We start from the raw sequence: 23,608 nt of genomic DNA on the forward strand, positions 1-23,608 counted from the left end.
GCGCGGCGTCGGAACAAGCTTTCTTCCCGGCGCGCCGCGGGTCGAGCCTGTCCGGGTTGACGACCTCCGGTCGTATCGGTCGGGGACTTTGGCCCCTAGGCCACCACCCTCGCCGCGAACACGATGACCACACGGGAGAAATTCCATTTCTTCAGGAGGGCTCGTGATCGAAATGCTCGACGGCTTCCCGGATGAGGTTGCCGCGTTCGCTTTCCGCGGTCGGGTGACCAAAGCCGATTACGACGCGGTGCTGGTGCCGGCCTTCGAAGAAAAGCTGACCAGGCACCAGAAATTGCGCATGTATTGCGAGATCGACGCGACGAGCCTGGAGCCGGACGCCGTCTGGGCGGATTCGAAATTCGGTGTGGCCCATTACTTCGACTGGGACCGGTGCGCGATTGTCAGCGACCTGCCATGGGTCAGGCACGCGGCAAAGTTCAGCGAGCTCCTCGGCTTTCTGTGGCCGGGAAAATACCGCACGTTTGCCGCGGCCCAAGCCGAAGAAGCGCGCCGATGGATCGCGGAAGACGGCAAGCGCGGGGCCGCATGAAAACGCGAGACGCGATATGTTGCGGCACGCCGGTGGTGACCGCCGTCGTGGCCGGTGTGGTAACGGGCTGCGCCGCACCGGCCAACGCCGACAACAAGCGGCTCAACGACGGCGTTGTCGCGAACGTGTACACCATCCAGCACAACGCCGGTTGCACCAACGACGTGCGGATCAATCCGCAACTGCAGCTGGCGGCCCAGTGGCACACCAACGACGTGCTCGGCAACCGCGCGCTCGACGGGGACATCGGCTCCGACGGCTCGACCCCGAAGGACCGCGCGACCGCCGCAGGGTATCGGGGCGGCGTCGCGGAAACCGTCGCGATCAACCCTGCGCTGGCGATCAGCGGTCTCGAGGTCATCAACCAGTGGTACTACAACCCCGGCTACCTGGCGATCATGCGCAACTGCGCGTACACGCAGATGGGGGTGTGGTCGGAGAACAGCCTGGACCGGAGCGTGGTTGTCGCCATGTACGGCGCGCCCGACGATCCGGCGCCGCGATGAATCACCATGGGACCTCCCGGAGAATGCCGCGGCTGGCGGCGGCGGCGACCGCGGCGTCGACCGGAGTCCTTCTGTCCGGCAACTTGTGCGGCAACCCGGCCCTTGCGCGTGCCGATGCGGTGGCCTACCTCGTCAACGTGACGGTCCGGCCGGGCTACAACTTTCCGGACGCGGGCGCCGCCCTGGCGTACGGGAACGGCATCTGCGAGAAGGTGCGCGAAGGGGAGCGCTACGCGCAGATCGCCGCGGACGTGAAAAAAGACTTCGGCCCCGCCGAATTCCAGGCGTCATACCTGATAGGGCAGGCGGTCGGGGAATTATGCCCGGCCTTGATCTGGCAGCTACGTCAATCGGCCGCCGGATACATTCCCGGCGGGTCGTGAGCACAATGACGCCGGCAACGCACATCGGGGGACGCCCGGCACCGCCCGGAAAGCGGTCCAACGAATGGCTTTTGACGCGCGGCCGGCACGTGTGGCGAAGGACTTCGCCGTGATTTCCGCCGACGCGCTTTCCAGGCCCCTGCGCTCGCTCGGTGAGTTCTTCGCCATGACACTCGACACTTTCGTGGCGATGTTCAAATTCCCCTTCCCCTGGAAGGAATTCCTGCTGCAGACCTGGTTCGTCGCGCGCGTTTCCATCATTCCCACGCTGTTGCTGACGATTCCGTTCACCGTGCTGGTCGTCTTCACGATGAACATCCTTCTCGTCGAGTTCGGGGCGGCCGACTTTTCGGGCACCGGCGCTGCGACCGCCTCGGTCACCCAGATCGGGCCGGTCGTGACCGTGCTCGTCGTCGCGGGCACCGGAGCGACCGCCATGTGCGCCGACCTCGGAGCGCGCGCCATCCACGACGAACTCGACGCGTTGCGGGTGCTCGGAGTCGACCCGGTCCGCCGGCTGGCGGCGCCGCGGGTGCTGGCCGCCACGGTCGTCGCGGTGTCGTTGGTGTCCCTGGTGACGCTCGTGGGTCTGGCCGGCTCCTTCTTCTTCTCCGTGTTCGTCCAGCACGTCACGCCGGGCGCCTTCGCCGCGGGTCTGACGCTGCTCACCCACCTGCCCGACCTCATCCTCGGCCTGGTCAAGGGCGCGCTGTTCGGGATGGCGGCCGCGCTGATCGCTTGCTACAAGGGCATTTCCGTCGGCGGCGGCCCGCAAGGCGTGGGCAATGCCGTCAACGAAACGGTCGTGTACTCCTTCATCGCGCTGTTCGTGATCAACATCGTCGCGACGGCCGTCTACTACACGGGTCCGCAATGAGCGCCAACGACGAGGCCCAGTCGCCGCTCGCGTGGATCCGGGACGCCGCGAGCGGCGTCGCCGACGGCTGGAATCACGTTGGCCGGCAGGTGAAGTTCTACTCCCTCACATTCGCCGAGATGCGCACGGCCTTCGCGCGGTACGGGAAGGAGATCGTCCGGCTGGTCGCCCAGATGAGCCTGGGCACCGGCGCGCTCGCGGTGATCGGCGGCACGGTGGTGATCGTCGGCTTTCTCACCCTGTCGACCGGCGCGGTGATCGCGGTGCAGGGCTATAACCAACTGTCCGGCATCGGGGTCGAGGCGATGACGGGATTCATCTCCGCCTACGTCAACGTGCGGATCATCTCGCCGGCGGTCGCCGGCGTGGGCCTGGCCGCGACCATCGGAGCGGGCGCGACCGCCCAACTGGGGGCGATGCGGATCGCCGACGAGATCGACGCGCTCGAGGTCATGGCCGTCCGGTCGGTCGCCTATCTGGTTTCCACCCGGGTGGTGGCCGGGGTGGTCGTGGTGATCCCGCTGTATTGCATCGCGGTGGTGTGCGCATTCCAGGCGGCCCGGTTCGGCACGACCGGGATCTACGGCCAGTCCACCGGGGTGTACGACCACTACTTCCGCACCTTCCTCAACTCGACCGACCTGCTGTGGTCCTTCGCGACGGTGATCACCGCGGCGGTGGCCGTCATGCTCGTCCACACCTACTACGGCTACAGCGCCTCGGGCGGACCCGCCGGGGTGGGACGGGCCGTCGGTCACTCCGTCCGCACCTCGCTGATCGTCCTGACGCTGATCGTGCTGGCGATCTCGCTCTCCGTGCACGGTCAGTCGGGCCACTTCAATCTGTCGGGATAGGGATGCAGAATGTCGGAATCGCGCTCGGAGGGAATGCATCCCGCGTGGTGGACGATGATCCTCCTCGTCGCCAGCGTCGGCACGGTCGCGCTGACGTCCGCGTTCTTCTCCGGGACGTTCACGTCGTACGTGCCGGTGACGGTCGTATCCGACCGGGCCGGGCTGGTGATGGACCGCGGCGGCAAGGTCAAGCTGCGCGGAGTGCAGGTGGGTCGGGTCGGCCAGGTCACCATCGACAAGAACGAGGTGCGCCTCAAGCTGGACCTCTACCCCGGCCAGATCAGGTACATCCCGGCGAACGTGGGGGCCCGCATCCGCGCCACCACCTTCTTCAGCGCCAAATATGTCGACCTCGTCTACCCGAGCCGGCCCAGCCCCAAGCGCCTGACCGCCGGAGCGGTCATCGGGGTCGACAGCGTCGGCACCGAGGTCAACACGCTGTTCACCACCCTCGTCAACGTGTTGAACGAGATCGACCCGGCCAAGCTCCAAGGCGTGCTGTCCGCGCTCGCCGAGGGTCTGCGCGGTCAGGGAGCCGCCATGGGGCGGGCGATCACCGATACCGACGAGGTGCTGCGTGCGCTCAACCCGCGCGGCGACACGATCAGGTCGGACATCCGCGCGGTCAAGGGGTTCAGCGACACGTATAGCGCTGCGGCGCAGGACATTCTGCGCGTGCTCGATGCGGGCGCCGTCACCAGCGGCACCGTCAGCAGCGAATCCGCCGCGCTGGACTCGCTGCTGACCGGCGTGGTCGGGCTCTCCCGCAGCGGCACCGCCCTCCTCGGTCCCAGCAAGGACAACCTCATCCAGGCGGTGAACCTGCTCGATCCGACGACCAGCCTGCTGATGAAGTACAACCCCGAGCTGACCTGCATGCTGGTCGGCGCCAAGACGGCCCTGGACACGGGGTACCGGGACGCGATGGGCGGCGCCAACGGCTACTCGCTGATCATCGACAGCACACCGTTGTTCGGGGCCGACCAGTACCGGTATCCGCAGAACCTTCCGATCGTCGGCGCCAAGGGCGGACCCGGCGGCCAGCCCGGCTGCGGTTCCCTGCCCGACGTCGCCGCCAATTGGCCACTGCGTCAACTGATCACGAACACCGGATGGGGCACGGGTCTCGACATCCGGCCCAACCCCGGGATCGCCTTCCCGGGTTACGCCGACTACCTGCCCGTCACTCGGGGAATTCCCGAACCGCCCAGCATCAGGTATCCGGGCGGCCCCGCGCCGGGGCCGATCCCGTACCCGGGCGCCCCGCCCTACGGCGCCCCGCAATACGCCCCGGACGGCACCCCGCTGTACCCGGGCCTGCCGCCGGCGCCACCGCCGGGAGCGCCGCCGGAACCCGGGCCGCCGCCACCGGGATCGGAGCCGCCCGTGATCCCGGCCCCGGCACAGCTGCAGCCCACGCCCGCACCGCTACCGCCGTGGGCGCCGGCCGACTGACACAGCGACGAGGAGTCACCGTGAGAGAAAACCTGCCGGGCGCCATCTGGCGCCTGGCCGCGTTCATGGTCGTCTGCGCGTTGGGCCTGGCGGCCATGCTGGCGATCTTCGCGCAGCTGCGGTTCGGCGACGAACTGCCGTACAAGGCGCGGTTCAGCAACGTCTCCGGGCTGGAAGCCGGAAACTTCGTCCGCATTGCGGGAGTCGAGGTCGGCAAGGTCACCAAGATCGCGATCCAAGACGACGGCACCGCGGTCGTCGACTTCAGCGTCGACAACACCGTGGTGCTCACCGAGGGCAGCAAGGCGGTCATCCGCTATCAGAACCTCATCGGTGGCCGCTACCTGGCGCTGCAGGACGGCCCGGGAGCCACCCGTCAACTCAGGCCCGGGGACGCCATTCCGCTGTCGCGGACGTCGCCGGCGCTGGACCTGGACGCACTCATCGGCGGCTTCCGCCCGTTGTTTCACGCACTGAACCCCGAGCAGATCAACACCTTGTCCAGCGAGTTGATCAAGGCGTTTCAGGGCGAGGGGGCCACGATCGGCTCCGTGCTGGCCCGCACCGCCGCGTTGACCAACACGCTGGCGGACCGTGACCAGCTCATCGGGCAAGTCATCGTGAACCTCAACGCCGTCATGGGCTCGCTCGGGGGTCAAAGCGCCCAGTTCGCCAAGTCCGTCGAATCGCTGTCCGGATTGCTGACCACGCTGGCCGACCGCAAGCGGGACATCGGCACCGGCATCGCCTATGCCAACGCGGCCGCCGACTCGGTCGCCGACCTCCTCGCGAAAGGCCGTGCCCCGCTGGCCAAAATCCTGCGCGAAGGCGACCGGGTGGGCAAGCTGATCCTCGCCGATCGCGACTATTTCGACGACTTTCTCAACACCCTGCCGGACGCGTATCAGATGCTCAACCGGCAGGGCCTCCACGGGGACTTCTTCAGCTTCTATCTGTGCGACCTGCTTCTGAAGCTGAACGGCAAAGGCGGGCAGCCGGTTTACGTCAAGGTGATCGGCCAGCCCTCGGGAAGGTGCACGCCGCGGTGAAGTACTTCTCCGAACGCAATCCCCTCGTCGTCGGCGCGATCGGCATCGTGGTGGTCGGCGCGGCGGTGGCGGCGTCGCTCACCTACAGCAAGTTGCCGTTCTTCAGGGCGGGGGCGCAGTACTCGGCCTATTTCGCCGACGCGGGCGGCCTGTTGACCGGCGCGGCAGTGCAGGTGTCGGGCTTGAAAGCGGGCACGGTGAACAGCATCTCGCTCGACGGTCCGAGGGTGCTCGTCACGTTCGAGGTGGACAAGCACATCCGGCTCGGCGACCGCACCGAGGCGTCGATCAAGACCAAGAGCCTGCTGGGCGCCAAGATCCTGGAAGTCACCACTCGCGGTGACGGCAGGATGTCCGGGCCGATCCCGCTCGAGCGCACGCATGCGCCGTACCAGCTTCCCGATGCGCTCGGAGACCTCGGCGCCGCCATCAGCGGGCTGGACACGAAACGCCTGTCCGAATCCCTCGGCGTGCTGGCCGACACCTTCGCCGACACCCCGACCGACCTCAAGCTCGCGGTGGCCGGGGTCGCGCGGTTCTCCCGGACGCTGAGTGACCGGGACGCGCAGTTGCGAACGCTGTTGACCAACGCCAACAAAGCGACGGCCGTGCTGTCGGAACGCAGTGACCAGATCGCCCGGCTGGTCGCCGACAGCAACGCGCTGCTCGTCGAATTGCGGAGCCAGAGCCGGTCGCTCGACCAGATCTCGGGCAACATCGCCGCGGTGAGCCGACAGGTCAGGGGGCTCATCGACGACAACCGGCAGACCCTCAAGCCGACGCTCGACAAGCTCAACGAGGTCTTGGCGATCCTCGACACCCGCAAGGATCGAATCCGTCTCGCGATCAAGAAGTTCGACGACTATGCGCTGTCGCTCGGCGAGTCGATGTCGACGGGTCCGTGGTTCAACTTCTACATCGCCAACCTGATACCCGGCCAGTTCATCCAGCCCTTCGTCGACGCCGCGTTCTCCGACCTCGGGCTGGATCCCAACGTCCTGCTCCCGTCCCAGCTCACCGATCCGCAGGTCGGGCAGCCGGGAACACCGGCCCTGCCGGTGCCGTTCCCGCGCACCGGTCAGGGGGGCGAGCCGAGGCTGAACCTCCCGGACGCGGTCACCGGGAAGCCCGGGGACCCCCGCTATCCCTACCGCGAGCCACCCCCGGCGCCACCACCGGGTGGGCCGCCGCCGGGGCCACCACCGATTGCGCCCGAAGACAAGGCCGGCGAATGATGAACCGCCGCAACGTCAGGGTCGGTTTGGCCGCCGTGCTCGTGCTCAGCTTCCTTGCCGGCCTCGCGACGGTCTGGCACTCGTCCGCCACGAACCGCAGGACGACGGTGGTCGCCTATTTCCTCAACAGCAACGGCATTTTCGTCGGCGACGAAGTCCGCATCCTGGGGGTGGCCGTCGGCCGCATCGACAGGATCGAGCCGCAGCCCGAGCGGGTCAAGATCACCTTCTCCTACGAGGCCCGCTATCACGTGCCGGCCGACGCGAAGGCGGTGATCCTGTCGCCCTCGCTGGTCACGTCCCGGGCGATTCAACTGACGCCGGCCTACACCGGCGGACCGCAGCTGCAGAACGGTGCCGTGATCCCGCAGGCGCGCACCGCGGTTCCGGTTGAGTGGGACGACCTGCGTCAGGACCTGGAGAAGCTCACCGCGATGCTGCAGCCGACGCGCGGCGGCGTCAGCCCGCTCGGGGCGCTCGTCAGCACCGCCGCGAACAACCTGCGCGGGCAGGGAGCCAACATCCGGGACAGCATCGTGCAGCTCTCCCAGGCGATTTCGGCACTGGGCGACCACAGCAACGATCTATTCGGGACCCTGAAGAACCTGTCGATCCTCGTCTCGGCGCTGCAGAGCAGCGGCGACCTGATGCGGCAGCTCAACGAGAACCTGGCCTCGGTGACCGGTGTGCTCACCAACGACCCGAACGAGGTGGCCGGCGCGGTCGCCGCGCTGTCCGACGCCGTCGGCGAGATCAGAAGCTTCGTGGCCGACAACCGTGAGGCGCTCGGGACGACGTCCGACCGGCTGGCATCGGTGTCGACGGCGCTGACCAACAGCCTCGACGACATCAAGCAGGGGCTGCACACCGCCCCCACCGAACTGCAGAACTTCATGGACATCTACCAGCCCGCACAGGGAACGCTGAGCGGTGCACCGGCTTTCGCCAACTTCGCCAATCCGGTCGCCTTCCTGTGCGGTGCGATACAGGCCGCATCCAGACTGGGCTGGGACCAGTCCGCCAAGCTGTGTGTCCAGTACCTGGCGCCGATCATCAAGAACCGCCAGTACAACTTCCCGCCGCTGGGCGAGAACCTGGTGGTGGGCGCCACGGCGCGCCCGAACGAGGTGACCTACAGCGAGGATTGGCTGCGGCCCGACTACGTTCCGCCGCAGCCGAATCCGACCGGCTTGGACGGGCCGGCGTCGGCAGAGGTGCATTCGGCCGACCCCGCCGATGGCCTGCGGGGCTTGTTGCTACCGAGCGGAAGCGGATCGTGAGGCGCGGGCGACGTGTCGCGGGGGTCTTGTTGGCCGCGGTGGCGATGCTCGCGCCGGGCGGCTGCGGCTGGCGGGGGCTGAATTCGGTCGCCCTGCCGGGAACGGCCGGCCGCGGCCCGGGTTCGTTCACGATCCAGGCGCAGCTGCCGGACGTCGGCACCTTGGAACAGAATTCCCGCGTGCAGGTCGGTGACGTCACCGTCGGCAACGTCACCAGGATCGAGCGGCAGGGCTGGCACGCCCTGCTGACGATCCGGCTCGACGGCGGCGTGGATCTTCCCGCGAACGCGACCGCGACCATCGGCCAGACCAGCCTGCTGGGTTCGCTGCATGTCGAGTTGGCCGCGCCCAAAGGTGTCCCGCCCGCGGGCAAGCTGGGGGAGGGGTCGCTGATCCGCCTGGAGTCAGCCGGCGGCTACCCCTCGACCGAACAGACACTCGCCGCTATCTCGTTGTTGCTCAACGGCGGCGGCATCGGGCAGATCCAGGACATCACCGAAGCGCTGAGCACCGCGCTCTCCGGGCGTGCCGACGACCTTCGGAGCCTGATCACTGCGCTCGACACCTTCACCGGACAGGTGACCGCACAGACCGACGACATCGTCGCGGCGGCCCAGAGCCTCAACAACCTGGTCGGCCAGTTCGCCGACCAGAAGCCGGTGGTGGACCGGGCGTTGCACACCATCCCGGCGGCACTGCACACCCTTGCCGACGAACGGCAGACACTCGTGGATGCCCTCGATCAGTTCGGCAAATTCAGTGCGCTGGTTGCCGATTCGACACGGCAGACGAAAGACAGCGTGGTCAAGGAGCTGACGGACCTGGCGCCGGTGCTCGAATCCCTGGCCAACGCCGGCCCCGCAATGACGCGCGCGCTGAGCCTGCTGGCCACCTATCCGTTCCCGAAGGAGACCATCAGCAAGTGGGCGCGGGGCGATTACGCCAACCTGACCGCCATCATCGACCTGACGCTGAGCCGGCTGGACGCGTCGTTCCTCACCGGGACCCGGTTCGAGGGCAATCTGACCGAACTCGAGCTGCAGTGGGGGCGCACGATCGGCCAGATGCCCAGTCCGTACACCGCCGGCAATCCGCTTGTCGCGCCGTATCACCGGGATCAGGGGCGCTGACGTGCCGCCGTTGTCGAGACGCGTACTCATCCAGTTGGCGATCTTCGCGATCGTCGCGATGGTCGGTGGCGCCGTCATGGTGTTCGGCTACATCCAGCTTCCCGCCATGTTCGGCGTCGGTCGCTATCGGGTCACCGTGGAGCTGCCGCAGGCGGCCGGCCTGTATCCCAGCGGCAACGTCACCTATCGCGGTACGGAAGTGGGCCGCGTCGACAGCGTGCGTCTTACCGACACCGGCGTGGCGGCGGTGCTGTCGCTGAAGTCGGGTATCGACATCCCGTCGGATCTCGATGCCGAGGTGCACAGTCAGTCGGCGGTGGGCGAGCAGTACGTTGCGTTGTTGCCGCGCAGGGACTCTCCGCCGCTGCGAGACGGGGACGTGATCCGCGCGGACCGCGTGTCGGTGCCACCCGACCTGGACACCATGCTGGACGCGGTGAACCGCGGCCTGGAGTCGGTCCCGCGGGAGGACCTCAGGACCGTCGTCAACGAGGCCTCCACCGCCGTCGGCGGTCTCGGGCCGGACCTCTCCCGGTTGGTGACCGGCGCCGGCTCGTTGTCCGCCGACGCCCGCAAGAACCTGGAGTCGCTGCTCGTACTGGTCGACCGCTCGAAGCCGTTGCTGGATACGCAGACCGATACGCCCGACGCGGTGCAGGCATGGGCCGCGCACCTGGCGGACCTCACGCGCGGCCTGCAGAAGAACGACCCGGCGGTTCGGACGGTGCTGGAGCAGGGCGGCCCCGCCGCTCTGGAGGTGAGTCAGCTCCTCGACCGAGTGAGTCCGACGTTGCCGGTCCTGCTCGCCAACCTGGTCGGTGTCGGGCAGGTGGCGCTGACCTATCACGCCGGCCTCGAGCAGCTGCTGGTCCTTCTCCCCCAGGCGGTGGCCACGATCCAGGCGATCAACGTGCCGAACAGGAACACCAAACAGGGCTACAAGGGTGCCTTCCTCAGCTTCAACTTGCGGCTCAACCTGCCGCCGCCGTGTCTCACCGGCTTTCTGCCCGCCCAGCAGCAGCGCGTTCCGTCGTGGGAGGACTTTCCGGACCGCCCCGCGGGCGACCTGTACTGCCGTGTGCCGCAGGACTCCCCGCAAAACGTCCGCGGGGTCCGCAACACCCCGTGCGTGGGCCGTCCCGGCAAACGCGCGCCGACGGTGCAGATGTGTGACGGCGACGAAAGCTACGTGCCGCTCAACGACGGATACAACTGGAAGGGCGACCCCAACGCCACGCTGTCGGGTCAGCCCGTTCCGCAGCCGCGTGCGCCGGCGGGTCCGCCGCCGGCGCCGGAACCGCTGCCCATGCCCGCCGCCGAATACGACCCGGCCACCGGCACCTACCTCGGTCCCGACGGGCACGTCTACACACGATCCGATCTGGCCACGCCCGGGGGAAAGGGGGAGCGCACATGGCAAACGATGCTGTTACCGCCGAATTGATTTCACATCAAGGGGATTCCCGCGACGGCGCGGACGCAGCCTCCGCGCCGCACTGCCTTCCCGTTCGTCGGATGGTGATCGCCGGCGTGGTGATCGTGGCGGCGCTCGCCGGCCTGGTCGGGTGGGTCGGACTGCGCGCCCACGAAGCCCAGCAGGTGCGGGAGCGGCGCGCCTTCTTCCTGCAGGCCGGTCGCCGAGAAGCGCTGAACCTCACCACCGTCGACTTTCGTCAGGCCAACACCGATGTCCAGCGCATCCTGGACGGCGCGACGGGCCAGCTTCTGGACAACTTCTCCCAGCGCTCTCAGCCGTACATCGAAGTGCTGTTGCGGACGCGATCGACGTCCGTCGGCACGGTCACCGAAGCCGGTGTCGAATCGCAATCCGGTGACCGGGCGCAAGTCCTGGTTGCCGTGACCGTCCGGACGTCGAATGCGACTGCGGCCCAACAGGAACCGCACGCCTGGCGGATGCGCCTGTCCCTCCAGGAGGTCGGCGGCGTGGCCAAGGTGTCGAATGTCGAGTTCGTGCCATGACGAACCGTTCGCACAACGGGCCGCGTCGACCCGACCGGTCACGAGTGCTGGCCCAGGGGGTGCTGCCCGGGGTGGCATTGCTGCTCGCGTCGGCGGCCGGCTTCCTCGACTGGGTGGGCTCGACGGTCACCGAGGCCGACCGCGCCGGCATGGAGGCAACGCGGGCGGCCCACGATGCCACGGTCGCCATGCTGACCTATCAGCCTGACACGGTCGAGCGCGACGTGGGCGCCGCGCGGGATCGGTTGACCGGCCGGTGCAAAGACGCCTACACGTCGCTGACCCGCGACGTGGTCGTCCCCGGCGCGAAGCGCAGGCATATCTCCGCGGTGGCGACCGTCGAGTCCGCGGCGTCGGTGTCGGCGGGACCCGACCACGGCGTCGTCCTGCTCTTTGTCAACCAGACGACGATCGTGGGCACCGATGCGCCCGCCTACACGTCGAGCAGCGTCCGAGTCACACTCGACAAGGTCGGCGGGCGCTGGTTGATCTCGGGTTTCGATCCGGTTTGATCGGACGGGATCAGTCCCGCGCAGGTGCCTACCGGTCGAAGGGCGGTCAGTCCTCGAAATGGCGCCGGTAGCTGGCGCGCTCGAGCCACCACTGCAGGTCGTGAATGCCCTTGGCGAAGATCAGGATCGCCACGGCGGACGCCGCGGCGACGAGCACGCTCACAGCCGATCCATTTCGCGGGCCATGAGGGCCTGCTCGAGGAATCCGTAGTGCTTCGGGTAGGACGACGCCCGGCGCGGGCGCGATCCTTCGGCCGGCGCTACCCACATCCGCCGCACCGCGGCGACGAACCGGCCGCGCGGGCTTTGGCGGCGGCCGCCGAGCGCGACCGCGGTGCCGAAGACCACCTGCTGCGTGGTGATCAGCACCGCGGCATCCGGCGCCTCCTTCTCGGGTGGCGCGGGAGAGGTGGACGCGGGAGAGGCGATGGTGTCGGCGGCGTCCGCCGCGCCGGCGATTTCCGCTGATGAAACCAACATGAGGGGCACCCCGTTCGGTCGATGGTGCGACCAACGTATGGCCGGGCGGGGCCCGCAGTCGTGAGTAGTCGACTACTCCTTCGGGTGCGCCCCGGCCGGCGTTCCGATCAAGTTCTCCGAACGCGGCGACGCGGCGCCCCACTGTCGTTGCAGGTCCCGTTCTGCCGCGGTGGGAATCAGGCCCGCCGGCGCGAACCGCTTCGACGGCACGGGGGGCTCCTCCGCCAGCGGCCTGCCGCCCCCGCGGCTCGCCTTGACCGCCACGAAGACCCCCGCGGCCACGACGATGACGACGACGAGCGCGAACAGCACCGACAGGGTGCCCTGGATGAAGGTGTTGCGGATGACCGCGTCGATCTGGCGCACGGTCTTCGCCGAGCCGAACGCCGTCTTCCCGGCGTTCCTGGCGGCCACGTACAGCGAGTGCTGGGTCCAGTAGCCGACGGCCGGGTCGCCGGAGAAGATCTTCTGCCACGACGCCGTCAGCGTGACCGCGAGGTCCCACACCAGGGGCACGCCGGGGATCCACGCCCACCGCAGCAACCCCTTCTTGATGACCACCACGGTGACGACGGTGAGCGCGATCGCCGCCAGCAGCTGGTTGGCGATCCCGAAAAGCGGAAAGAGCGTGTTGATGCCGCCCAGCGGGTCGGTCACGCCCATCAGCAGGATGCTGCCCCACGCGGCGACGACGGCCACGCTGCACACCCACACGCCGGGGCGCCAGCTCGGGTTGCGCAGCTTCGCCAGCGGGCCACCGAGGTTGCCCAGCGCATCCGAGAGCATGAAGCGATTGACCCGGGTGCCGGCGTCGACGGTGGTGAGGATGAACAGCGCCTCGAACATGATCGCGAAGTGATACCAGAAGGCCTTGAGCCCGGCGCCGCCGAACACCCGTTGCAAGACCTCCGACATGCCGAACGCCAGGGTCGGGGCACCGCCGGTGCGCGACACGACGGACTTCTCGCCGACGCCGGCGGCGGCCTGGGTGATCTGGTCGGCGGTCGCGGGCGCGCCCGGCAGGCCGAGCGAGTTGACGTAGCGGGCGGCGCTCGCCGCGGTGCCGCCGGTCTGCGCCGCCGGCGCGTTGAGGGTGAAGTACAGGTGCTGGTTGATGATCGACGCGGTGATGAGCGCCATGACGGCCACGAACGACTCGGTGAGCATGCCGCCGTAGCCGATCAGCCGCATCTGGCTTTCCTTCTCCAGCAGCTTGGGCGTCGTTCCCGACGAGATCAGCGAGTGGAAGCCGGACAAGGCGCCGCACGCGATCGTGATGAACAGGAACGGGAACAGCGAGCCGGCGAACACCGGGCCATTGCCCCTTGTCGCGAACTGCGAGATGGCGGGTGCCTGCATCTCGGGGCGCGCGATGCAGACGCCGAGGGCGATCAGACCGACGGCGCCAACCTTCATGAACGTCGAGAGGTAGTCGCGCGGCGCCAGCAGCAACCACACTGGCAGCACCGAGGCGGCGAAACCGTAGCCGATGAGACACCAGCACAGCGTCACCGGGGACAGGGTGAACAGCCTTGCGCCCCAACTGGTTTCGGCTACCCAGTTGCCCGAGGCCACGGCGAGCAGCAGCAGCGCGAACCCGATCACCGACACCTCCGACACCCGCCCGGGGCGCAGGAACCGCAGGTAGCAGCCCATGAACAGGGCGATGGGGATGGTCATGGCGATGGAGAACACGCCCCACGGGCTCTCGGCCAGCGCCTTGACGACGATCAGCGCCAGGACCGCGATCAGGATGACCATGATGACCAGCGCGCCGATCAGGGCGGCGGCCCCGCCCGCGGCGCCCAGTTCGTCGCGCGCCATCTGGCCGAGCGAACGGCCGCGGCGGCGGGTCGAGATCCACAGGACGAGGTAGTCCTGTACGCAGCCGCCGAACACCGCCCCGATGACGATCCAGATGCTGCCCGGCAGATAGCCCATCTGGGTGGCCAGCACCGGCCCGACCAGCGGTCCGGCCCCGGCGATGGCGGCGAAATGATGGCCGAACAGCACGCGCCGGTCGGTGGGCACGTAGTCGGTACCGTCGTCGAGAACCTCGGCCGGACTGGCGTGGTCGTCGCGCGGTCGGACGATCTTCATCTCGACGAGCCGGGCGTAGAACCGGTAACCGATGACGTACGTGCAGATCGCGGCGATGACGAACCACACCGCGTTCACCGTCTCGTGGCGTGCCGACGCGATGACGGCCCACGCGACGGCGCCGATCACGGCGATGATCGCGAAGACGACCTTGTGCCGGGCGGTGATGGGGGAGCGGTCGATGATCGCGACCGGCGGGAGGTGTTCGTGGGTGCGGATGAAGCTGACGTCTTTGTCGTGCTCGTTGGCTGCCACGGCGAAAAACCCTACGCCCGCCGAATGGACAATGCGCGTTTTAATACAGCGCCCGCACCGCGTCGATGGTGTCGGCCTCGGCTGGGGGCTTGTCGTCGCGGTAGCGCACCACGCGGGCGAATCGCAGGGCCACCCCGCCGGGGTACCGCGACGACTTCTGCACGCCGTCCAGCGCCACCTCCACGACCTGTTCCGGGCGCACGCGCACCACGTAGCCGTCGGTCGGGCCGGCGGCGAGTTCGGTGAACCGGGCCGTCTGCCAGTCCAGCATGGCGTCGGTCATGCCCTTGAAAGTCTTTCCCACCATGACGAATTCGCCGCCGGCCGGGTCGCGCGCGCCCAGGTGGATGTTGGAGAGCTTGCCGCGGCGACGCCCCGATCCCCACTCCACGGCCAGCACCACGAGGTCGAGCGTGTGCACCGGCTTGACCTTGAGCCAGCCCGCGCCGCGGCGCCCGGCCTGGTACGGCGCCGCCGGCGCCTTGGCCATCACCCCCTCGTGGCCGGCGGCCAGGGTGGCCTCGAGGAAGCCGGCCGCGGCGGCGGGGTCGGCGGTGAGGAGCCGGTCGACCCGCTGGGTGGGCGGCACCAGGGCGTCCAGCGCTTGCAGCCGGTCGGCGGTCGGCGCGTCGAGCAGGTCGGTGCCGTCGCAGCGCAGGACGTCGAAGAAGAAGACCGAAAGCGGTTGCGCGGCAACGGCGGCGGCGACGTCGACGGAACGCCCGAACCGGGACGCGGTGACCTGGAAGCGGTGCGGCCGGTTGTCGGGCCGCAGCGCGATCGCCTCGCCGTCGGCGATCAGCTCGTCGACCGGGAGTGCCAGCGTCGCTTCCACGACCTCGGGCAGGCGGGCGGTGACGTCGTCGAGGCTGCGGGTGTAGACGGCGACCCGGTCGCCGGCGCGGTGGATCTGCACCCGGGCGCCGTCCAGCTTGGCCTCGAAAATGGTTGGGCCGCCGTGACGTTCGATGGCTTCGGACACGCTCGTCGCGGTCTGCGCCAGCATCGGCCCGACCGGACGGCCGACCGTCAGCGTGAACGCCGCCAGAGCTTCGGCCCCGCCCGACAGCGCCGCCGCCGCCACGGCGGGCAGGTCGCCGGCGAGCATCGCCGCGCGCTGCACGGCAGCGGCGGGAAGCTCCGCGGCCCGGGCGACGGCGTCGGCCATGACGCCGGCCAGCGCGCCCTGGCGCAGCTCGCCGCCGAGCAGCCGCAGCAGGAAGGTCTGCTCGGTGTCGGTGGCGGCGCCGAACAGCCGGGTGAGCAATTCGGCGCGCCGCGCCTGCGACCCCTTGCCGGAGACCGCGCCGATCTCGGAGAGGGCGGCGTCGACGCCGGAGACGGTGAGCGCCGGGTGCGCCGCGGCGGGCGGGCGCGTGCGCAACGACGCCCAGCCGACCCCGATCTGGCGTTGCCGCAACTCGCCGGAGAGCCACGACACGACAACCGCGACCTCGTCGGGGGCGGCCCGCCGCAGCAGGTCAGCGATGCGGGCCACCTTGGTCAACCGCGACGACGTCGCGCCCACGTCACCCGAGGCGGTCGCCACGTCGAGGAGGAGCACGATGTCAGCTTGGCACGGCTCGCCGACAACCCTCGGCGTAAGAAGCGCTAGCGTGCTGCGTACCGTTACAGTTTTCACCGATTCTGACAAGCGAGGAGAGGTCCGGATGGAGATCAACGGGAAGAAGGCCGTCGTCATCGGCGGCGCGTCGGGGATGGGTCGCGCCACCGCCGAGCTGCTGGCCGAGCGCGGCGCCGAGGTCGTGGTGCTCGACCGGGAGAATTCCGACGGCAAGACCGTCGCCGAAGGTATCGGCGGCGCGTTCTATCCCGTCGACGTCACCGACTTCACCGGCACCGAGGAGACCCTGGCCACCGCGGTCGACAAGCTCGGCGGGCTGCACGTCGTGGTGACCACGGCCGGCGGCGGCATCGCCAAGCGCACCCTCACCAAGTCCGGCCCGCACGACCTGGAGTCCTTCCAGTCCGTCATCGACCTCAACCTGATCGCCACCTTCAACATCAGCCGGCTGGCCGCCGCGCACATGGCGAAGAACGAGCCCGAGGACGAGGAGCGGGGCGTCATCATCAACACCGCGTCGATCGCCGCGTTCGAGGGCCAGATCGGGCAGGTCGCGTACACCGCCGCCAAGGCCGCCATCGCCGGCATGTGCCTGACCATGGCCCGCGACCTGGGGTCGATGGGGATCCGGGTGCTGGCGATCGCGCCAAGCCTGTTCCTGACCGGGTTGACCAACATGGTCCCCGACGAGATGGCGGCCATGCTGACCAAGGACGCGGCCTTTCCGAAGCGGATGGGCCGGCCGATCGAGTACGCGAAGCTCGCGGCGGCGATCGTGGACAACCCGATGCTCAACGGCCAGTGCATCCGGCTGGACGCCGGCCAGCGCTTCGCGCCGAAATAGGGCCACCCGGCCCGTCGGCCTTCGCCGCATTAAGTACACTCTTTAGCAGCCGCCCCGCTCCCCCTCGGAGCGGGGCTGGCGGTCAGCCCGGCGAAGCGCGAGGAGGGTCCCATGGGGATCGCACTGACCGACGACCATCGCGAACTCGCCGAGGTGGCCCGCTCGTTCCTGACGTCGCAGAAGGCCCGCTGGGCGGCGCGCTCGCTGCTCGACGCGCCTGACGAGGGCCGGCCGGGCTTCTGGCAGAACCTGGTCGAGCTCGGTTGGCTCGGCCTGCACATCGAGGAGGAGCACGGCGGCTCCGGCTACGGCCTGCCCGAACTCGTGGTCGTGATCGAGGAGCTGGGCCGCGCGGTGGCCCCGGGCCCGTTCGTGCCGACCGTCATCGCGTCGTCGGTGATCGCGAAATCCGGTACGCCCGAACAGAAGTCACGCCTGCTGCCGGGCCTGATCGACGGGACCGTGGCTGCGGGCGTCGGTCTGGGGGGCGAGGTGCGGGTGGCCGACGGAGTCGCCGACGGCGAGGCCGGGATCGTCCTGGGCGCCGGCCTGGCCGAGCTGTTGGTGGTGGTCGCCGGCGACGACATCCTGCTGCTGGACCGCGACCGCGAGGGTGTGACGGTGGAGGTGCCGGACAATCTCGACCCGACGCGGCGCTCGGGCCGCGTCCGGCTGAGCGGTGTCGGCGTCACCGCCGACGACATCCTTTCGGGGGCGCGCGAGTCGGCGCTGGCCCGGGCGCGCACGCTGCTGGCCGCCGAGGCGGTGGGCGGGGCGTCGGACTGCGTCGAGTCGGCCGTCGGCTACGCCAAGGTGCGCCAGCAGTTCGGCCGCACGATCGCCACGTTCCAGGCCGTCAAACACCACTGCGCGAACATGCTGGTGGCCACGGAGTCGGCGGTCGCCGCGGTGTGGGACGCCTCGCGTGCGGCGTCGGAAGACGAAGACCAATTCCGCTTGGCCGCAGCGGTGGCCGCCGCGCTGACCTTCGCCGCGTACGCCCGCAACGCCGAGCTCAACATCCAGGTGCACGGCGGCATCGGCTTCACCTGGGAGCACGACGCGCACCTGCACCTGCGCCGGGCGCTGGTGACGACGGCGCTGTTCGGCGGCGACGCGCCGGCTCGCGACGTCTTCGACCGCACCGCCGCGGGAGCCACGCGGGAGAACAGCCTGGACCTGCCGCCCGAGGCCGAGGAACTGCGCACCCGGATCCGGGCCGACGCCGCCGAGATCGCCGCGCTGGACCGCGACGCCCAGCGCGACAAGCTGATCGCCACGGGCTACGTGATGCCGCACTGGCCGAAGCCGTGGGGGCGCGCCGCCGACGCGGTCGAGCAGCTGGTGATCGAGGAGGAATTCCGCGCGGCGGGCATCAAGCGACCCGACTACGGCATCACCTCCTGGGTGATCCTCACGCTGATCCAGCACGGAACCGATTGGCAGATCGAGCGTTTCGTGGAGAAGGCGCTGCGCAAAGAAGAGGTCTGGTGCCAGCTCTTCTCCGAGCCCGAGGCGGGCTCGGACGCGGCCTCCATCAAGACCCGGGCCACCCGGGTGGACGGCGGCTGGAAGATCAACGGGCAGAAGGTGTGGACCAGCGGGGCGCACTACTGCGCTCGGGGTTTGGCCACCGTGCGCACCGACCCCGAGGCGCCCAAGCATGCCGGCATCACGACGGTGATCGTCGACATGAAGGCGCCCGAGGTCGAGGTGCGGCCGCTGCGGCAGATCACCGGCGGGTCGGACTTCAACGAGGTGTTCTTCAACGACCTGTTCGTTCCCGACGAAGACGTCGTCGGGGCGCCCAATTCCGGATGGACCGTCGCGCGCGCGACGCTGGGCAACGAGCGCGTCAGCATCGGCGGCAGCGGGTCGTTCTACGAGGGGCTGGCGGCCGGCCTGGTGGCGCTCGCGCAGCAGCACGGGGATCGGCTGGCGGGCGCGGACATTCGGGTGGGGAACTACCTCGCCAACGAGGCCGCCCTGCGGCTGCTCAACCTGCGTCGCGTGGCGCGCAGCGTCGAGGGCACGGGCCCCGGACCCGAGGGCAACGTCACCAAGCTGAAGCTGGCCGAGCACATGGTCGAGGGGGGCGCGATCATGGCGGCCCTGACCGGGCCGGAGGTCGCACTGCTCGACGGCCCCGGCGCGGCACCGGGCCGGCTGATCATGGGCGCGCGGGGCATGGCGATCGCGGGCGGCACGTCCGAGGTGACGCGCAACCAGATCGCCGAGCGGATCCTCGGCATGCCCCGCGACCCGCTGATCAACTAGCGTTCTTCCGCCGAGCAGACGCAAAAGCACCGCAACACGCCGTAAAAGGTGTGCTTTTGCGTCTGCTCGGCGATCAGGCCGGGGCGAACTGCGGCGCGCCGGCGCCCGCCCGGTCGGGCCGCAGGGCGACGGCCATCCCACACGTCACCGAATCGGGTTCGCAGTCAACGATGTTCGCGGCCACCCGCAGCCCAGCCTGCTCGGCGAGTTCGACGAGCGCGATCACGTAGGGGACCGGGATCTCCGGGTTGTACCGGTGGTGATTGACCGTGTAGGTGAACACCGTGCCCCGACCCGAGACCGGGCGCTTCTGCAGCGCGTTACCGCAGTCGCGGCATTCGCCCGCGGACGGATGCACCCAGTGCTCGCACTGGTCGCAGTGTTCGATGAGCAGCTCGGCCGGCACCCGGAATACAGTACACTCATTCGGTTCGGGCGGGCTGCGATGGCGGGTGGTGGCTGTGACGCAATTCGAGACTCACTTCGAGAAGGACGCGATCCTGTCGGGCGCCGGGATTTCGCGCATCGGCCGTCGCACCGGCATCGCGGGCCTGGAGCTGACGATGGAGGCGGTGCGGGGCGCCATCGAGGACGCCGGCCTGCGCGCAGGCGACGTCGACGGCATCGCGACGCTGGGCGACACCCCGGCCCAGGACGTAACCGCCGAACTGGGCATCGACGCGGCGGACTGCGGGTCGGGGTTCGGCACCGGAGGCCTGCTGAGCCCGGTCATGTCGGCGTGCCGTGCGGTGTCCGAACGGCGCGCCCGCCACGTGGTGGTGTACCGGACGATCCAGATGCTGGGCGGCACCGTCCTGCAGCAGGACGAGAACGCGCCCGCCCCGCCGCTTGCGCGGATGTTCGACACGCCCGAGGGTGAGCCGAAGCCGGCCGTCGGCGCGATGGACGACATCAACGATCTCGTTGCTGCACATGCCTATTCGGCCGCGAACTGGCTGGCGCTGAACTGCCGCCGCCACATGGAGCTGTACGGGACCACCAAGCAGCAGCTGGGCTGGGTGGCGCTCAACGGCAGACGCAACGCCGCGCTCAATCCCCTTGCGGTGTACCGGGATCCCATGACGATGGCGGACTACCTGGGCGCGCGCCCGGTGTCGACGCCGTTCGGGCTGCTGGATTGCGACGTGCCGATCGACGGCTCGATCGCGGTGGTGGTCTCGCACGCGGACTACGCCCGCGACTGCCCGCACCGGGCGGTGCGGGTGGAGGCGATCGGCGGGTCCGACGGCGCGGGCGGCTGGTTCCACCGCGACGACTATCCGAAGATGGCGATGTCGGACGCCGCGGCGCAGATGTGGTCGCGGACCGAGCTGAAACCCGCCGACCTCGGTGTCGCCGAACTGTACGACGGCTTCACGTACTTGACGATCGCGTGGCTGGAAGCCCTGGGCATCTGCGGCGACGGCGAGTCCGGGCCGTTCGTCGAGGGCGGCGCGCGGATCGCCCGCGACGGCCAACTGCCGCTGAACACCTACGGCGGTCAGCTCTCGGCCGGGCGGATGCACGGGTACTGGGCGCTGCACGAGGGGTGCCTGCAGTTGCGCGGCGACGCGGGGGAGCGCCAGGTTTCGCGGCGCCCGGAGGTCGGCGTCGTCTCCGTGGGCGGCGGTCCGGTCGCGGGCTGCATCTTGCTGACATGCTGAAAATGCTTGGCGGGGAGCGCCATTGAAATGCCCGTGTTGCCCATGAGCACGGCACCGGAAGCCGGCACGCCGGGCAAGCTGGCGTCGAAGATCGCCCGCGACATCGAGGCGGAGATCGTCCGCCGCGGGTGGCCCGTCGGCGAATCGCTGGGTTCCGAACACGCCCTGCAGCAGCGCTACGGCGTGAGCCGATCGGTGCTGCGCGAAGCCGTCCGCCTCGTGGAGCACCACCAGGTGGCCCGGATGCGCCGCGGCCCGGGCGGCGGCCTGCTCGTCTGCGAGCCCGACGCCGGCCCCGCCACCCGCGCCATGGTGATTTACCTGGAATACCTGGGCACCACGCTGGTGGACCTGCTCAACGCGCGGCTGGTCCTCGAACCCCTGGCGGCGTCGCTGGCCGCCGAGCGCATCGACGAGGCGGGCATCGACAAGCTGCGCGGCGTGCTGCACGCGCAGGAGCACTGGCGTCCGGGCCTGCCCGCGCCGCGCGACGACTTCCACACCGTGCTGGCCGAACGGTCGAAAAACCCCGTCCTGCAACTGTTCGTCGACATCCTCATGCGGCTCACCACCCGGTTTGCGTTGCGGTCGCGGGCGGGCTCGGAAACCGAGGCCATCGAGGCCGTCGACCAGATGCACGGCGCCCACACCGCGATCGTCGCCGCCGTCACCGCGGGCGACGCCGCACGGGCCAGGACCGTCAGCGAGCGGCACGTCGAAGCCGTGACCGCCTGGCTGCAGGAGCACCACCGCGCGGCGGGGCCCGGGCCGCGGCGACTCGATCCGCAAGCCCCGGAGGCACCGGGCGGCAAGCTCGCCGAGATGCTCGCGGAAAACATCGGTGACGACATCGCCGCCGACGGTTGGCGGGTCGGTTCGGTGTTCGGCAGCGAGGCGGCGCTGATGGGGCGGTATCGGGTCAGCCGCGCGGTGTTCCGCGAAGCGGTGCGCCTCCTCGAGCACCACGCCATCGCGCAGATGCGCCGCGGCCCCGGCGGGGGGCTGGTGGTGACCACACCCCGGGCCCAGGCCAGCATCGACACGATCGCCCTGTACCTGCAGTACCGCAAGCCGAGTCGCGAGGACCTGCGCTGCGTCCGCGACGCGATCGAGATCGACAACGTCGTCAAGGTGGTCAAGCGGCGGGCCGAACCGGAGGTCGCCACCTTCCTCGCGGACAACCGGGGCGGACCCGCGGCCGACGTGCCTGCCATCGACGAGTTCCGCTTCCATGTCGGCCTGGCGCAATTGGCCGGCAACGCGCCGCTGGACCTGTTCCTGCGGATCATCGTCGAACTGTTCCGCCGGCACTGGTCCAGCACGGGCCAGGCGATGCCGACCCCGGACGAGGCCGTGGCCGTCGAACACGCGCACTCGCGGATCCTGGAGGCGATCGCGGCCGGCGACGACAGCCTGGCGCGGCACCGCGTCCGGCGTCACTTGGACGCCGCCGCCTCCTGGTGGGTCTAGCCGCGGTAAGCGGCACGGTGTGTCGCGTCTCACGGGTATAGCGGAGGCGCCGGGAGGGTATTGGGAGTGGTACGTAGGCGGCCGGTCCGGCATGGGGGGGTTGGCATCGATGATGATGAGCGAGAGGTCGCATATGACCGCGGGCACCGATGTCAGGGAGCCCGGGTTCGTGCACTCCGCCCTCTTCTATCGGTCGCAGCGGGAGTACGTCGAGTTCGTCGAACGGTTTGTGGTCGACGGCCTGGCGATGGACGAGGCGGTCATGGTCGCGGTGCCCGGCGACGAGCTGGAGCTGCTGCACGACGCCCTGCGCAGCGGGGGCTCCGGGTTACCGCCCGAGTTGCGCATGGCCGACATCACCGACGTCGCACGCAATCCGGGCCGCTTCATGGCGATGGAGGGCTCGTTCGCCGACGAACACCGCGATCGCCGGGTGCGCATCGTCAGCCAGCTCGCCTGGCCGGGCCGCACCGATGACGAGATCGTCGCGTGCGTCGAGCACGAGGCGCTGGTCAACGGGGCGCTCGAGGGCTACCGGGCGACGGGGTTGTGCCTGTACGACGCCGGCCGGCTCGACGACGACGTGCTGGCGGACGCCCGGGCGACCCACCCCCTGCTGTGGAGCTGCGGCGAGCTGCAGCGCAGCGACGAGTACGCGCCCGGCGACGTGCTGGAACGGTGCAACCAGCCGCTGCCCGCGAATCCCGGTGCCGTGACCTACCAGGTCCGCACGTCCGCGGACCTGTCCCCGGCGCGCTCCTTCGCCGTCAAGTACGCCGGCTGGGTGGGGATGTCCCAGGAGGGCATCGAGGACCTTCAGCTGGTCGCCACGGAGTTGGCCACCAACAGCCTGATGTACACCGATGGCGCGTGCCGGCTGGCGTTCTGGCGAGACGACGACCACCTCGTGTGTGAGGCCCGGGACACCGGGTGCTTGGAGGACCCGCTGGTCGGCCGGCTCGACCCGGGCCCCAGCGGCCCCGCGAGCCGCGGGTTGTTCCTGGTGCACGCCCTGTCCGACCTCGTGCGGACCCACACGGCGGCGACGGGTACCACCATCCAGGCATACCTGCGAGTCGAGCCCTCGTCGCGGCCCAACGGGTAGGCGGACGCCGCTTAGAA

Annotated in this window: 22 protein-coding genes; 18 read left to right on the forward strand and 4 right to left on the reverse strand. The window is 69.5% G+C overall.

What is annotated here, in order from left to right; genetic code table 11:
* Positions 1-172: 172 nt before the first annotated feature.
* From GPY60_RS14695 to GPY60_RS14755, 13 genes are all read left to right on the forward strand, one after another.
* Complete coding sequence (locus tag GPY60_RS14695; RefSeq protein WP_231639666.1) at positions 173-550, forward strand: STAS/SEC14 domain-containing protein; 378 nt, start codon at positions 173-175, stop codon at positions 548-550.
* Complete coding sequence (locus GPY60_RS14700; protein ID WP_370462725.1) at positions 547-1,056, forward strand: CAP domain-containing protein; 510 nt, start codon at positions 547-549, stop codon at positions 1,054-1,056. Before GPY60_RS14695 ends, GPY60_RS14700 begins: the two co-directional genes overlap by 4 nt.
* A gap of 23 nt (positions 1,057-1,079) precedes the next feature.
* A complete protein-coding gene (locus GPY60_RS14705; RefSeq protein WP_156688403.1) occupies positions 1,080-1,439 on the forward strand; it encodes a DUF732 domain-containing protein in 360 nt (119 codons plus the stop codon).
* Between the two features lie 166 nt (positions 1,440-1,605).
* On the forward strand, positions 1,606-2,316 hold the full coding sequence (locus tag GPY60_RS14710; RefSeq protein ID WP_370462728.1) for an MlaE family ABC transporter permease: 711 nt from the start codon (positions 1,606-1,608) through the stop codon (positions 2,314-2,316).
* Entirely contained in the window at positions 2,313-3,170 is an 858-nt protein-coding gene (locus GPY60_RS14715) for an ABC transporter permease (protein WP_156688405.1), read from the forward strand. Before GPY60_RS14710 ends, GPY60_RS14715 begins: the two co-directional genes overlap by 4 nt.
* A 9-nt stretch (positions 3,171-3,179) precedes the next feature.
* The gene (locus GPY60_RS14720; RefSeq protein WP_156688406.1) at positions 3,180-4,625 is read left to right on the forward strand and encodes an MCE family protein; all 1,446 of its coding nucleotides are present in this window, start codon (positions 3,180-3,182) and stop codon (positions 4,623-4,625) included.
* Positions 4,626-4,645: 20 nt separating this feature from the next.
* Positions 4,646-5,674 carry an MCE family protein gene (locus GPY60_RS14725; RefSeq protein ID WP_156688407.1) on the forward strand — a complete coding sequence of 343 codons (1,029 nt, stop codon included), beginning with the start codon at positions 4,646-4,648 and terminating at the stop codon, positions 5,672-5,674.
* A complete protein-coding gene (locus GPY60_RS14730) occupies positions 5,671-6,909 on the forward strand; it encodes an MCE family protein (RefSeq protein ID WP_156688408.1) in 1,239 nt (412 codons plus the stop codon). Before GPY60_RS14725 ends, GPY60_RS14730 begins: the two co-directional genes overlap by 4 nt.
* Positions 6,909-8,189: an MCE family protein gene (locus GPY60_RS14735; protein WP_156688440.1), complete on the forward strand. Its 1,281-nt coding sequence runs from the start codon at positions 6,909-6,911 to the stop codon at positions 8,187-8,189. The genes GPY60_RS14730 and GPY60_RS14735 overlap by 1 nt, the downstream gene beginning before the upstream one ends.
* Entirely contained in the window at positions 8,186-9,319 is a 1,134-nt protein-coding gene (locus GPY60_RS14740; protein ID WP_255457244.1) for an MCE family protein, read from the forward strand. The genes GPY60_RS14735 and GPY60_RS14740 overlap by 4 nt, the downstream gene beginning before the upstream one ends.
* A gap of 1 nt (position 9,320) precedes the next feature.
* On the forward strand, positions 9,321-10,763 hold the full coding sequence (locus GPY60_RS14745) for an MCE family protein (RefSeq protein WP_156688409.1): 1,443 nt from the start codon (positions 9,321-9,323) through the stop codon (positions 10,761-10,763).
* Between the two features lie 71 nt (positions 10,764-10,834).
* Entirely contained in the window at positions 10,835-11,299 is a 465-nt protein-coding gene (locus GPY60_RS14750) for a mammalian cell entry protein (RefSeq protein ID WP_231639662.1), read from the forward strand.
* Positions 11,296-11,811: a hypothetical protein gene (locus tag GPY60_RS14755; RefSeq protein WP_156688411.1), complete on the forward strand. Its 516-nt coding sequence runs from the start codon at positions 11,296-11,298 to the stop codon at positions 11,809-11,811. The genes GPY60_RS14750 and GPY60_RS14755 overlap by 4 nt, the downstream gene beginning before the upstream one ends.
* A 159-nt stretch (positions 11,812-11,970) precedes the next feature.
* Here the strand turns inward: GPY60_RS14755 and GPY60_RS14760 are convergent, their stop codons facing one another.
* The 3 genes from GPY60_RS14760 to GPY60_RS14770 form a co-directional block, all read right to left on the reverse strand.
* Entirely contained in the window at positions 11,971-12,291 is a 321-nt protein-coding gene (locus tag GPY60_RS14760; RefSeq protein ID WP_156688412.1) for a hypothetical protein, read from the reverse strand.
* 72 nt (positions 12,292-12,363) lie between these two features.
* Positions 12,364-14,646 (reverse strand): carbon starvation CstA family protein, encoded by a 2,283-nt coding sequence (locus GPY60_RS14765; protein ID WP_156688413.1) that lies wholly within the window; start codon positions 14,644-14,646, stop codon positions 12,364-12,366.
* A gap of 40 nt (positions 14,647-14,686) precedes the next feature.
* Positions 14,687-16,210 carry an ATP-dependent DNA ligase gene (locus tag GPY60_RS14770; protein WP_156688414.1) on the reverse strand — a complete coding sequence of 508 codons (1,524 nt, stop codon included), beginning with the start codon at positions 16,208-16,210 and terminating at the stop codon, positions 14,687-14,689.
* 106 nt (positions 16,211-16,316) lie between these two features.
* On the opposite strand from GPY60_RS14770, the gene GPY60_RS14775 reads away from it, so the two are divergent.
* Both GPY60_RS14775 and GPY60_RS14780 read left to right on the forward strand, forming a co-directional pair.
* Complete coding sequence (locus GPY60_RS14775) at positions 16,317-17,075, forward strand: SDR family NAD(P)-dependent oxidoreductase (protein ID WP_156688415.1); 759 nt, start codon at positions 16,317-16,319, stop codon at positions 17,073-17,075.
* Between the two features lie 111 nt (positions 17,076-17,186).
* The gene (locus GPY60_RS14780) at positions 17,187-19,352 is read left to right on the forward strand and encodes an acyl-CoA dehydrogenase (protein WP_156688416.1); all 2,166 of its coding nucleotides are present in this window, start codon (positions 17,187-17,189) and stop codon (positions 19,350-19,352) included.
* Positions 19,353-19,425: 73 nt separating this feature from the next.
* Here GPY60_RS14780 and GPY60_RS14785 read toward each other — a convergent pair whose 3' ends face one another.
* Entirely contained in the window at positions 19,426-19,758 is a 333-nt protein-coding gene (locus tag GPY60_RS14785) for a Zn-ribbon domain-containing OB-fold protein (RefSeq protein WP_156688417.1), read from the reverse strand.
* 157 nt (positions 19,759-19,915) lie between these two features.
* On the opposite strand from GPY60_RS14785, the gene GPY60_RS14790 reads away from it, so the two are divergent.
* From GPY60_RS14790 to GPY60_RS14800, 3 genes are all read left to right on the forward strand, one after another.
* Complete coding sequence (locus GPY60_RS14790) at positions 19,916-21,016, forward strand: thiolase family protein (RefSeq protein ID WP_231639668.1); 1,101 nt, start codon at positions 19,916-19,918, stop codon at positions 21,014-21,016.
* 42 nt (positions 21,017-21,058) lie between these two features.
* Entirely contained in the window at positions 21,059-22,486 is a 1,428-nt protein-coding gene (locus GPY60_RS14795) for a FadR/GntR family transcriptional regulator (protein ID WP_156688419.1), read from the forward strand.
* Between the two features lie 133 nt (positions 22,487-22,619).
* Positions 22,620-23,591 carry an anti-sigma factor RsbA family regulatory protein gene (locus GPY60_RS14800; RefSeq protein WP_370462726.1) on the forward strand — a complete coding sequence of 324 codons (972 nt, stop codon included), beginning with the start codon at positions 22,620-22,622 and terminating at the stop codon, positions 23,589-23,591.
* The last annotated feature ends 17 nt before the right edge of the window (positions 23,592-23,608 follow it).

Source organism: Mycobacterium sp. Marseille-P9652, from assembly GCF_902652685.1.
Taxonomy (GTDB): Bacteria; Actinomycetota; Actinomycetes; order Mycobacteriales; family Mycobacteriaceae; genus Mycobacterium.

Excerpts from the sequence above, each read along its gene's own strand:
- GPY60_RS14695 (WP_231639666.1), top strand. The coding sequence starts at position 173 with ATGCTCGACGGCTTCCCGGATGAGGTTGCCGCGTTCGCTTTCCGCGGT.
- GPY60_RS14700 (WP_370462725.1), top strand. The coding sequence starts at position 547 with ATGAAAACGCGAGACGCGATATGTTGCGGCACGCCGGTGGTGACCGCC.
- GPY60_RS14705 (WP_156688403.1), top strand. The coding sequence starts at position 1,080 with ATGCCGCGGCTGGCGGCGGCGGCGACCGCGGCGTCGACCGGAGTCCTT.
- GPY60_RS14710 (WP_370462728.1), top strand. The coding sequence starts at position 1,606 with ATGACACTCGACACTTTCGTGGCGATGTTCAAATTCCCCTTCCCCTGG.
- GPY60_RS14715 (WP_156688405.1), top strand. The coding sequence starts at position 2,313 with ATGAGCGCCAACGACGAGGCCCAGTCGCCGCTCGCGTGGATCCGGGAC.
- GPY60_RS14720 (WP_156688406.1), top strand. The coding sequence starts at position 3,180 with ATGTCGGAATCGCGCTCGGAGGGAATGCATCCCGCGTGGTGGACGATG.
- GPY60_RS14735 (WP_156688440.1), top strand. The coding sequence starts at position 6,909 with ATGAACCGCCGCAACGTCAGGGTCGGTTTGGCCGCCGTGCTCGTGCTC.
- GPY60_RS14750 (WP_231639662.1), top strand. The coding sequence starts at position 10,835 with ATGGTGATCGCCGGCGTGGTGATCGTGGCGGCGCTCGCCGGCCTGGTC.
- GPY60_RS14755 (WP_156688411.1), top strand. The coding sequence starts at position 11,296 with ATGACGAACCGTTCGCACAACGGGCCGCGTCGACCCGACCGGTCACGA.
- GPY60_RS14760 (WP_156688412.1), bottom strand. The coding sequence starts at position 12,291 with ATGTTGGTTTCATCAGCGGAAATCGCCGGCGCGGCGGACGCCGCCGAC.
- GPY60_RS14775 (WP_156688415.1), top strand. The coding sequence starts at position 16,317 with ATGGAGATCAACGGGAAGAAGGCCGTCGTCATCGGCGGCGCGTCGGGG.
- GPY60_RS14780 (WP_156688416.1), top strand. The coding sequence starts at position 17,187 with ATGGGGATCGCACTGACCGACGACCATCGCGAACTCGCCGAGGTGGCC.
- GPY60_RS14790 (WP_231639668.1), top strand. The coding sequence starts at position 19,916 with ATGGAGGCGGTGCGGGGCGCCATCGAGGACGCCGGCCTGCGCGCAGGC.
- GPY60_RS14795 (WP_156688419.1), top strand. The coding sequence starts at position 21,059 with ATGAGCACGGCACCGGAAGCCGGCACGCCGGGCAAGCTGGCGTCGAAG.
- GPY60_RS14800 (WP_370462726.1), top strand. The coding sequence starts at position 22,620 with ATGACCGCGGGCACCGATGTCAGGGAGCCCGGGTTCGTGCACTCCGCC.